We start from the raw sequence: 9,904 nt of genomic DNA, 5'->3' as shown, positions 1-9,904 counted from the left end.
GCAACCGGGTAGCGGTGTTCAAAAGCAAAGCGGGTTGACAGTGGGGGCGAGTCCATACATAGGAGCGAATTCATTCGCGAAGAAGCGTCAGGGAATCTGCACCTCGATCACACCATCGGCCGCAACGCTGACCTGGCTGGTGCCGGCTTCGACATCAGGCGTCGGGGCGGCGTCGGCGCGTTCGGCTTTCATCATCATGACCGGCGCGCGCAGGTAAGGCTGTGGATAACCCGAGGTATTGAGGTTCAGGTTCACCAGCTTGTAGCCCGTGCCACCCAGAGCCTCGGTGACCAGTTGGGCGCGGGCCTTGAACGCGGTCACGGCATCCTTGAGCAGGGCATCTTCGCTGGCCTTGCGGGTCGGGGTGGAGATGGAGAAGTCCATGCCGCCCATTTTCAGGTCGGTCAGCAACTCGCCCGTCAGCTTGGACAGCGCGGCGAAGTCGGCACTTTCCAGGCGCAGTTCGGCGCGCTCACGCCAGCCAGTGATCGACTGACCTTTCTCGTCGTAGATGGGGTAACTGTTGCGGCTGCCCTGGCGGATCGTCACGTCCTTGACCTGACGCGCCTTGCCCAGGGCCTTGTTCAGGGTTTCGGTGATCTGTGCCGCGAGCTTTGCCGGGTCGCTGTTCTGGGCTTCGCTGTAGAGCGTGACCAGCATCAGGTCGCGCTGGACCTCTTGATTGACCTCGGCGCGCAATGAAATCTGGTTGTAACGAGGTTCCTCGGCAATGGCCTGGGCACAGGCCAGGATCGTGATTCCCAGCGTGATGACCAGGGCGACAGGGCGAAGATTGAACATGAGCAACTCCTTGTTATAAAGCGTCATCCGGCGGTTGTCGGACTGATGCAAAGCTATATGACTGTAGCCAACAGTTCCGGTTCCGGACAGTCCGGTATGTGGCGCTTTGACGCACTTTTCCAGTTTTGCCTCTCGCTTGGTTATACTCGTTTCGATTCGCCTGGAGCGCTCATCAGGAGAGCTCATGCTCGCCCCCGTTCAAATGCTTTCAGCCTCGCGCCAGAACCTGTGGCGCCTGACGTTCATTCGCACCCTGGTGCTGGCTGCACAGGCCGGTTCGGTCGGCATTGCCTGGCTGTTCAATGTGCTGCCGCTGCCCTGGTTGCCACTGTCGATTACCTTGGGCTGTTCGGTCGCGCTCTGTGTGCTGACTGCCGTGCGTTTGCGCACTTCCTGGCCTGTCACGGAGCTGGAGTACGCGCTGCAACTGGCGCTGGACCTGATCATCCACAGTGCATTGCTGTATTTCTCCGGCGGTTCGACCAACCCGTTCGTGTCTTATTATCTGGTGCCGCTGACCATCGCTGCCGTCACCTTGCCATGGCGCTATTCCCTGATCTTGTCCGGTATCGCCCTGACGCTTTATACCGCGTTGCTGTACCGGTCCTATCCGCTGGAAACCTACCCGATCTCCAGAGAGAACATGCAGATCTATGGCATGTGGCTCAGCTTTGCCCTGGCGGCGTCGGTCATTACGTTCTTTGCGGCGAAGATGGCCGAAGAACTGCGTCGTCAGGAGCAGTTGCGAGCGGTGCGCCGCGAAGAGGGCCTGCGTGACGAGCAATTGCTGGCCGTTGCAACCCAGGCCGCAGGCGCAGCCCATGAGCTGGGCACGCCTCTGGCGACCATGAGCGTGTTGCTCAAGGAAATGCGCCAGGATCATAGCAATCCCGAGTTACAGGACGATCTTTCGGTCCTGCAGGAACAGGTCAAGCAGTGCAAGCAGACGCTTCAGCAACTGGTGCGTGCCGCTGAAGCCAACCGGCGCATGGCGGTGGAATATCAGACGGTGATTCAGTGGATGGACGAGTCGCTGAACCGCTGGCACCTGATGCGTCCTGAAGTCAGTTATCGTTTTTTCCAGCTGGGCAAGGACAAGGTGCCGATGCTGGCGCCGCCGCCTGACCTGACCCAGTCGCTGCTCAACCTCTTGAACAATGCGGCCGATGCCTGTCCCGACGGGCTGGAGGTCAACCTGGATTGGGACAGTGCGGAAATCTGTATCAATATTCGTGACCACGGGCCGGGTGTGCCGCTGGCCATTGCCGAGCAGATCGGCAAGCCATTCTTTACCACCAAGGGCAAAGGTTTCGGCCTGGGCCTGTTTTTGAGCAAAGCCAGCGTTACCCGCGCCGGGGGTTCTGTAAAACTCTACCGTCATGAAGAGGGCGGCACGCTCACCGAGCTGCGCTTGCCTCGTGACACTCAAGGAGATGAAGCATGAGTGATGATGACATCCAGGTCGAAGGCGAAGAGCTTCCGCATTTGCTGCTGGTCGACGACGACGCAACCTTTACCCGGGTCATGGCGCGGGCCATGAGCCGTCGCGGCTTTCGGGTCAGCACCGCAGGTTCGGCCGAAGAAGGGCTGGTGATTGCCCAGCACGATATCCCTGAATATGCCGCGCTCGACCTGAAGATGGACGGCGACTCGGGCCTGGTGCTGCTGCCCAAGCTGCTGGAGCTGGACCCGGAAATGCGCGTGGTGATCCTCACCGGTTATTCGAGCATTGCGACAGCGGTCGAAGCGATCAAGCGCGGCGCCTGCAACTACCTGTGCAAACCGGCGGATGCCGACGACGTGCTGGCGGCTCTGCTATCCGAGCATGCGAACCTGGACACGCTGGTGCCGGAAAACCCCATGTCGGTGGATCGCCTGCAATGGGAGCACATTCAGCGGGTACTGACCGAGCATGAAGGCAATATCTCGGCCACGGCCCGTGCGCTGGGCATGCACCGCCGCACCTTGCAGCGCAAATTGCAGAAGCGCCCTGTGCGCCGTTGATGAAGTTTTATTCATGAGGTCAGAGGGCGTTTTTGCTTCATTGTGAACGGGCATTGTTCTTCTTTCTGATAGAGAAGCCGGGCCTGAATCATGAATCGCAACCCTGAAGTCAACGACGCCCCGAGCGGTACGTTCCTCCCCAGAGTCTGGAAGCTGATCACGCCTTACTGGCGTAGCGAAGACAAGCGCATGGCCTGGTTGCTGCTGGCGGCGGTGATTGCCCTGTCGCTGTTCAGTGTGGAAATTTCGGTGCAGATCAACAGTTGGTACCGGGATTTCTACAACGCTCTGGAAAAGAAAGACCTGGCGTCTTTCACGCACCTGATTCTGTATTTCTGCGGCATCGCTGCCCTGGCGATTCTGGTCGCGGTGTATCGCCTCTACCTGACGCAGATGCTCACCATTCGCTGGCGCCGCTGGCTGACCGAGCAGCATTTTGCCAAGTGGCTCAGCCACAAGAATTACTACCAGCTGGAGCAGGCCGGTTACACCGATAACCCTGACCAGCGCCTGTCCGAAGACCTCGATCAGTTCACGAGTCGAACCCTGTCGCTGGGGATCGGGCTGATGAGTACGGTGGTCAGTCTGGTGTCGTTCTCGGTCATCCTGTGGGGCGTGTCGGGCAGTATCGACGTCTTGGGTGTCACGATTCCTGGCTACATGTTCTGGGCTGCGCTGGTGTATGCCGTGGTCGGTAGCTGGCTGACGCACTTGATCGGGCGGCGCCTGATTGTGTTGAACAACCAGCAGGAGCGTTTTGAGGCCGATCTGCGTTTTGCTCTGGTGCGCGTGCGGGAGAACGCCGAAAGTATCGCGCTGTGCGATGGCGAGCCCAACGAGAAGCAGCGGCTGAGCAGTCGATTCGGGATGATCTGGAGCAACTTCCGTTCGATCATGAAGGTTCAGAAAGGCCTGACCTTTTTCACGGCTGGCTATTCGCAGATTGCGCTTATCTTCCCCTTCATCGTCGCGGCGCCCCGGTATTTCGCTGGAAAGATCGAGCTGGGGGATCTGATGCAGATCAACTCGGCCTTTGGCAATGTGCAGGAAAACTTCAGCTGGTTCATCGAGGCCTATGCCTCGCTGGCTTCGTGGCGCGCGACCTGTGATCGGCTGCTCAGCTTCCGCCAAGGCATGGATGACAACGAAGCGCATCGTCCGGCTATTACCCTCAGTCGTGGTAGCGAAGCTTTGCAACTGCAGACGCTTGGGCTGGGCCTCGCCGGTGGTCGCGAACTGTTGCGCGATGCGAGTCTGTCTATCCAGGCGGGCGAGCGGGTCATGCTCAGTGGCCGCTCTGGAAGTGGCAAAAGCACCTTGCTGCGCGCTCTGGGCGGTTTATGGCATGAAGGGCAGGGACACATCCGCTTGCCGGACGAGCGTTACATGTTCATGCCGCAAAAGCCTTATCTGCCCATCGGCACGTTGCGTGAAGCCTTGAGTTATCCACAGGCCACGTCACAGTATTCGTCCGAGCGATTTGTCGAGGTTTTGCACACCTGCCGCCTGGAGCATCTGGTCGCGAGACTGGATGAAGAAAACCATTGGCAGCGCCTGTTATCGCCCGGCGAGCAACAACGTGTCGCTTTCGCCCGCGCCCTGCTGTTTGCGCCCAAGTGGTTGTATCTGGACGAGGCCACGTCTGCCATGGATGAAGAAGACGAAGCGGCACTGTATCAGGCGCTTATCGATGAGCTGCCCGACATGACGCTTCTCAGCATCGGGCACCGCAGCAGTCTCAAGCGTTTCCATGATCGGTATCTGCGTGTGGAAGGGGAAAAACTGCTTGAACAGACGAGGCTGCAATACTTTGTCTGAATTCTGTCTGTCCCCCTCCTCAGGTTTTCAGGGTGTTATCGTATAACCGCTGAGCTATGATTGGTCTTTGTTTAATAGTGCCGAGATCGATGTTGGATATGGAAAAGCAAAGCGCTGCGCCTCGCCCACGCAGAAAGCACCGCAGCCTTGCGCAAGAGCTGGTGACTGAACTGTCTGAGCGTATCAGCAGCGGACAGCTCAAGCGCGGCGACAAACTCCCTACCGAATCCGCCATCATGGAAGAGCAGGGCGTGAGTCGCACAGTGGTTCGCGAAGCCATTTCCCGCTTGCAGGCCTCCGGTCTGGTCGAGACGCGGCACGGTATCGGCACTTTCGTGCTGGATATCCCGAGCCCCAGCGGTTTCCGGATCGATCCGGCCACCATCGTCACCTTGCGTGATGTGCTGGCGGTTCTGGAGTTGCGTATCAGCCTGGAAGTCGAATCTGCGGGCCTTGCAGCGCAGCGTCGCAGCGATGAGCAACTGGCTGCCATGCGTGCAGCCCTTGATGCTCTGAACGAAAGTGCAGCCCATGCCAGCGATGCCGTGGCTTCGGACTTCCAGTTCCACCTGCAGATTGCGCTTTCCACCGGCAACCGCTACTTCACCGACATCATGACCCATCTGGGCACCAGCATCATTCCGCGCACACGCCTGAATTCGGCACGCCTGGCTCATGATGATCAGCAGCACTATATGAGCCGCCTGAGCCGCGAGCACGAAGAAATCTACGAAGCCATCGCCCGCCAGGACTCCGAGGCCGCCCGCGCCGCCATGCGCCTGCACCTGACCAACAGCCGCGAACGGCTGCGCCATGCGCATGAAGAGGCAGAGTCGCAGAGGGCATAAAGGCCGGTTGCAAGCTGCAAGCTTTAAGCTTCAAGTCAAAAGCTTGTAGCTTGTAGCTTGTAGCTTGTAGCCCAAAATCCCCTAGTGATCCTATAACTACCCCCCTTCCTCCAAAATCCCCCAACCCCCCGTCTTCAAAGGCTTCTAAGCCCTTTCATCGCTTTAGTTCCGAAAAACCTGCAAATCCCTGTTGAGACATTTTATTTTCGGTTGTACGATGACTTACGACATCGGATCTGCCCCCGGTGATCCTCTAATAATTCTGTCCCACAGGGTGTTCGAATAATGAATCCACAAGAACTGAAGTCCATCCTCTCTTCCGGTCTGCTGTCTTTCCCGGTTACCGATTTCAATGCCCAGGGCGATTTCAACCGCGCTGGCTATATCAAACGCCTTGAGTGGCTGGCTCCGTACGGCGCAAGCGCGCTGTTCGCCGCCGGTGGTACTGGCGAGTTTTTCTCCCTGGCTGCCAGCGAATACTCGGAAATCATCAAGACTGCCGTCGACACGTGCGAAACCAGCGTGCCAATCCTGGCCGGTGTCGGTGGCCCGACTCGTCAAGCCATCGAATACGCTCAAGAAGCCGAGCGTCTGGGCGCCAAAGGCCTGTTGCTGCTGCCGCACTACCTGACTGAAGCCAGCCAGGACGGCGTTGCCGCTCACGTTGAAGCGGTCTGCAAGTCGGTCAAGATCGGCGTTGTCGTCTACAACCGTAACGTTTGCCGCCTGACCGCTCCGCTGCTGGAGAAACTGGCCGAGCGCAACCCGAACCTGATCGGCTACAAGGATGGCCTGGGCGATATCGAACTGATGGTTTCGATCCGTCGTCGTCTCGGTGACCGCTTCTCGTACCTGGGTGGTCTGCCGACCGCTGAAGTCTATGCCGCCGCTTACAAGGCACTGGGCGTACCGGTCTATTCCTCGGCTGTATTCAACTTTGTTCCGAAGCTGGCGATGGACTTCTACCACGCTATCGCTCGTGACGATCACGAAGCGGTCGGCAAGTACATCGATGACTTCTTCCTGCCTTACCTGGACATTCGCAACCGTAAAGCCGGCTATGCCGTGAGCATCGTCAAGGCCGGCGCAAAAATCGCTGGTTACGATGCAGGTCCGGTTCGCGCACCGCTGACTGACCTGACTTCCGAAGAAGTCGAGTTGCTGGCTGCGCTGATGGATAAGCAAGGCAAGCAGTAACACCCGCTACAGGCAAACCGCTGAGTGATCAGCGGTTTTGTCGTTAGGCCGCAAGACCATGCAGGTAAAAGTTGTCATCGCCGCTGACACTTTTAAGGGGCCTGCAGAGCTGGACCCAAAAAAAATGTATTACCCGCGTAAAAAAATAATGAGTGGGAGTTCAAAAACATGCAAAAGTCCAAGCCGACTCACGTCCGCTATTTGATCCTGTTGATGCTGTTCCTTGTCACCACGATCAACTATGCAGACCGAGCCACCATCGCAATTGCCGGTTCAAGCATTCAGAAAGACCTCGGCATCAGTGCCGTAACCCTTGGCTACATCTTCTCTGCATTCGGCTGGGCCTACGTGGCCGGTCAGATTCCCGGTGGCTGGCTGCTCGACCGTTTCGGGTCGAAGAAAGTCTATGCCCTGAGCATTTTCACCTGGTCCCTGTTCACCCTGCTGCAAGGCTATGTGGGTGAGTTTGGCGTCTCCACTGCAATCGTCGCGCTGTTCATGCTGCGCTTCCTGGTAGGCCTGGCCGAAGCGCCGTCCTTCCCGGGTAACGCCCGCATCGTGGCTTCCTGGTTTCCGACTGCCGAACGCGGCACTGCTTCGGCGATCTTCAACTCCGCGCAATACTTCGCTACGGTACTGTTCGCTCCGCTGATGGGCTGGATCGTTTACACCTTCGGCTGGGAACATGTCTTCATCGTCATGGGCGCCGGCGGCATCGTGTTCTCGCTGCTGTGGATGAAAGTCATCTATAGCCCGCGCAACCATCCGCTGATCAACGAAGCCGAAATCGAGCACATCGCCAGCAACGGCGGCATGGTCGATCTGGATACCCAGGACAAGAGCAAGGACAAGAAAAGCGGTGGCCCGCGCTGGGATTACATTCGCCAGTTACTGACCAACCGCATGATGCTCGGTATCTACCTGAGCCAGTACTGCATCAACGGCATCACCTACTTCTTCCTGACCTGGTTCCCGGTGTACCTGGTACAGGAACGCGGCATGACGATCCTCAAGGCTGGCTTCATCGCGTCCTTGCCGGCTATCTGCGGGTTCATCGGTGGTGTGCTCGGTGGTGTCATCTCCGACTACCTGCTGCGCAAAGGCCACTCGCTGACCTTCGCCCGCAAGGCACCGATCATCTGTGGTCTGCTGCTGTCGACTTCCATCGTCACCTGTAACTATGTCGATGTTGAATGGGTCGTCGTAGGCTTCATGGCCCTGGCGTTCTTCGGTAAAGGCGTCGGTGCGCTGGGCTGGGCTGTGATGTCCGACGTTTCGCCTAAACAGATCGCCGGTCTGAGCGGTGGCCTGTTCAACACCTTCGGTAATATTGCCTCGATCACCACTCCGATCGTGATTGGTTACATCATCAGCTCCACGGGTTCCTTCAAGTGGGCACTGGTGTTCGTCGGCGCGAACGCGCTGGTGGCGGTAATCAGCTACATCTTCATAGTGGGTGAAATCAAGCGTGTGGAATTGAAAGAGCCGCCAACCAAGGGGCCTTTGCTGGACGATCAAGCCAGCGACCTTTCCCAAGCCAAATCTTGAGGTAACCGTGATGAACCTGATTCAACATGCCGACTCTCCACGGTACATCCAGCTGCATCCGCTGGATAACGTGGTGGTAGTGGTCAATGACCAGGGCGTTCCAGCCGGAACCGAGTTCGACAACGGGCTGGTGACTGTCGATAACGTACCGCAGAGCCACAAGGTCAGTACTGTGGATCTGGCTGAAGGGGAGGCCGTGATTCGTTACGGGCACACCATCGGCTATGCATTGCAGCCTATTCCACGTGGCAGTTGGGTCAGGGAAGACCTGTTGCGCATGCCTTCTGCGCCGGCGCTGGACAGCCTGCCGATGTCCGATGCGGTACCGGAAAAAGGGGAGCCGCTGGAGGGTTACACCTTCGAGGGCTACCGCAACGCCGACGGTACTGTGGGCACTCGCAATATCCTGGGCATCACCACCACTGTTCAGTGTGTGACCGGTGTTCTGGATTTTGCGGTCAAGCGTATCCGTGACGAACTGCTGCCGCGTTATCCCAACGTCGATGACGTGGTGGCCCTGACCCACAGTTATGGCTGTGGCGTGGCGATTTCGGCAACTGACGCCTACATTCCGATCCGCACCGTTCGCAACCTGGCTCGCAACCCGAACCTGGGCGGCGAAGCGCTGGTCATCAGCCTGGGCTGCGAGAAATTGCAGGCCGGGCAGGTCATGCATGAAGACGACAGCTCCGTGGATCTCAGCGAGCCATGGCTGTACCGGCTTCAGGATGCCAGCCATGGCTTCAATGAAATGGTCGAACAGATCATGGAACTGGCTGAAGTGCGTCTGAAAAAGCTGGATCAGCGTCGTCGCGAAACCGTGCCGGCGTCTGAACTGATTCTGGGCATGCAGTGCGGCGGCAGCGATGCGTTTTCCGGCATCACCGCCAACCCGGCACTGGGTTACGCCTCGGACCTGCTACTGCGTGCTGGCGCGACGGTGATGTTTTCCGAAGTGACCGAAGTGCGCGATGCCATCTACCTGCTGACTTCCCGCGCACAGGATGAAACCGTTGCGCAGGAACTGGTACGCGAGATGGACTGGTACGACCGTTACCTGGCCAAGGGCGAAGCGGATCGCAGCGCCAATACCACGCCGGGCAACAAGAAGGGCGGGTTGTCGAACATTGTCGAGAAGTCCTTGGGATCGATCGTCAAGTCCGGCAACAGCGCCATCAATGGCGTGCTTGGCCCAGGCGAGCGGTTCAAGAGCAAAGGGCTGATTTTCTGCGCTACGCCCGCCAGTGACTTCGTGTGCGGCACCTTGCAGCTCGCTGCCGGGATGAACCTGCATGTGTTCACTACCGGACGTGGTACGCCGTATGGCCTGGCCATGAGCCCGGTGGTCAAGGTTTCGACCCGTACGGAACTGGCCCAGCGCTGGCCCGACCTGATTGATATCGACGCCGGACGCATTGCAACCGGTCGCGCGACCATCGAAGACCTGGGCTGGGAGCTGTTCCACTTCTATCTGGATGTGGCCAGCGGCAAGAAAAAGACCTGGACCGAGCATTACCGCCTGCACAACGACATCACCCTGTTCAACCCGGCTCCGATTACCTGATCCGGTGCGCCAGTAGGAGCGAATTCATTCGCGAAAGGCCTTCACGAAGGAATTCGCTCCTTGTATGTTGATCTGCACCCAACGAGAGAGGCTAGGCTTGGAGGGTGATATCAACAAGATGTGT

General features: G+C 58.3%; 8 protein-coding genes. 7 read left to right on the top strand and 1 reads right to left on the bottom strand.

Translation table 11 applies throughout. The features are described 5' to 3' along the window. Window positions 1-87 precede the first annotated feature (87 nt). Complete coding sequence (locus K5D32_RS25435; protein WP_221602275.1) at window positions 88-801, bottom strand: SIMPL domain-containing protein; 714 nt, start codon at window positions 799-801, stop codon at window positions 88-90. A 184-nt stretch (window positions 802-985) separates the two neighbouring features. Between K5D32_RS25435 and K5D32_RS25430 the strand changes: the two genes are divergently transcribed. From K5D32_RS25430 to garD, 7 genes are all read left to right on the top strand, one after another. Further along, on the top strand, window positions 986-2,245 hold the full coding sequence (locus K5D32_RS25430; protein WP_025258430.1) for an ATP-binding protein: 1,260 nt from the start codon (window positions 986-988) through the stop codon (window positions 2,243-2,245). After that, window positions 2,242-2,805, top strand: coding sequence for a response regulator transcription factor (locus K5D32_RS25425; RefSeq protein ID WP_221577686.1), 564 nt, complete (start codon window positions 2,242-2,244; stop codon window positions 2,803-2,805). The genes K5D32_RS25430 and K5D32_RS25425 overlap by 4 nt, the downstream gene beginning before the upstream one ends. 90 nt (window positions 2,806-2,895) lie before the next feature. Next, the gene (locus K5D32_RS25420) at window positions 2,896-4,623 is read left to right on the top strand and encodes an ABC transporter ATP-binding protein/permease (RefSeq protein WP_221577687.1); all 1,728 of its coding nucleotides are present in this window, start codon (window positions 2,896-2,898) and stop codon (window positions 4,621-4,623) included. 98 nt (window positions 4,624-4,721) lie between these two features. Continuing rightward, entirely contained in the window at window positions 4,722-5,471 is a 750-nt protein-coding gene (locus K5D32_RS25415) for a FadR/GntR family transcriptional regulator (RefSeq protein ID WP_221577688.1), read from the top strand. A gap of 285 nt (window positions 5,472-5,756) precedes the next feature. Next, entirely contained in the window at window positions 5,757-6,668 is a 912-nt protein-coding gene (kdgD, locus tag K5D32_RS25410) for a 5-dehydro-4-deoxyglucarate dehydratase (protein ID WP_221577689.1), read from the top strand. 168 nt (window positions 6,669-6,836) lie between these two features. Continuing rightward, the gene (locus K5D32_RS25405; protein ID WP_221577690.1) at window positions 6,837-8,216 is read left to right on the top strand and encodes an MFS transporter; all 1,380 of its coding nucleotides are present in this window, start codon (window positions 6,837-6,839) and stop codon (window positions 8,214-8,216) included. A gap of 10 nt (window positions 8,217-8,226) precedes the next feature. After that, entirely contained in the window at window positions 8,227-9,780 is a 1,554-nt protein-coding gene (gene garD / locus K5D32_RS25400) for a galactarate dehydratase (protein WP_117166365.1), read from the top strand. Window positions 9,781-9,904: the final 124 nt, after the last annotated feature.

It is taken from the genome of Pseudomonas cichorii (assembly GCF_019719005.1).
In the GTDB taxonomy this organism is placed as follows: Bacteria; Pseudomonadota; Gammaproteobacteria; order Pseudomonadales; family Pseudomonadaceae; genus Aquipseudomonas; species Aquipseudomonas cichorii_E.
Note: the sequence above shows the minus strand (reverse complement) of the source record. Positions and strands in the feature narration are given on the sequence as shown.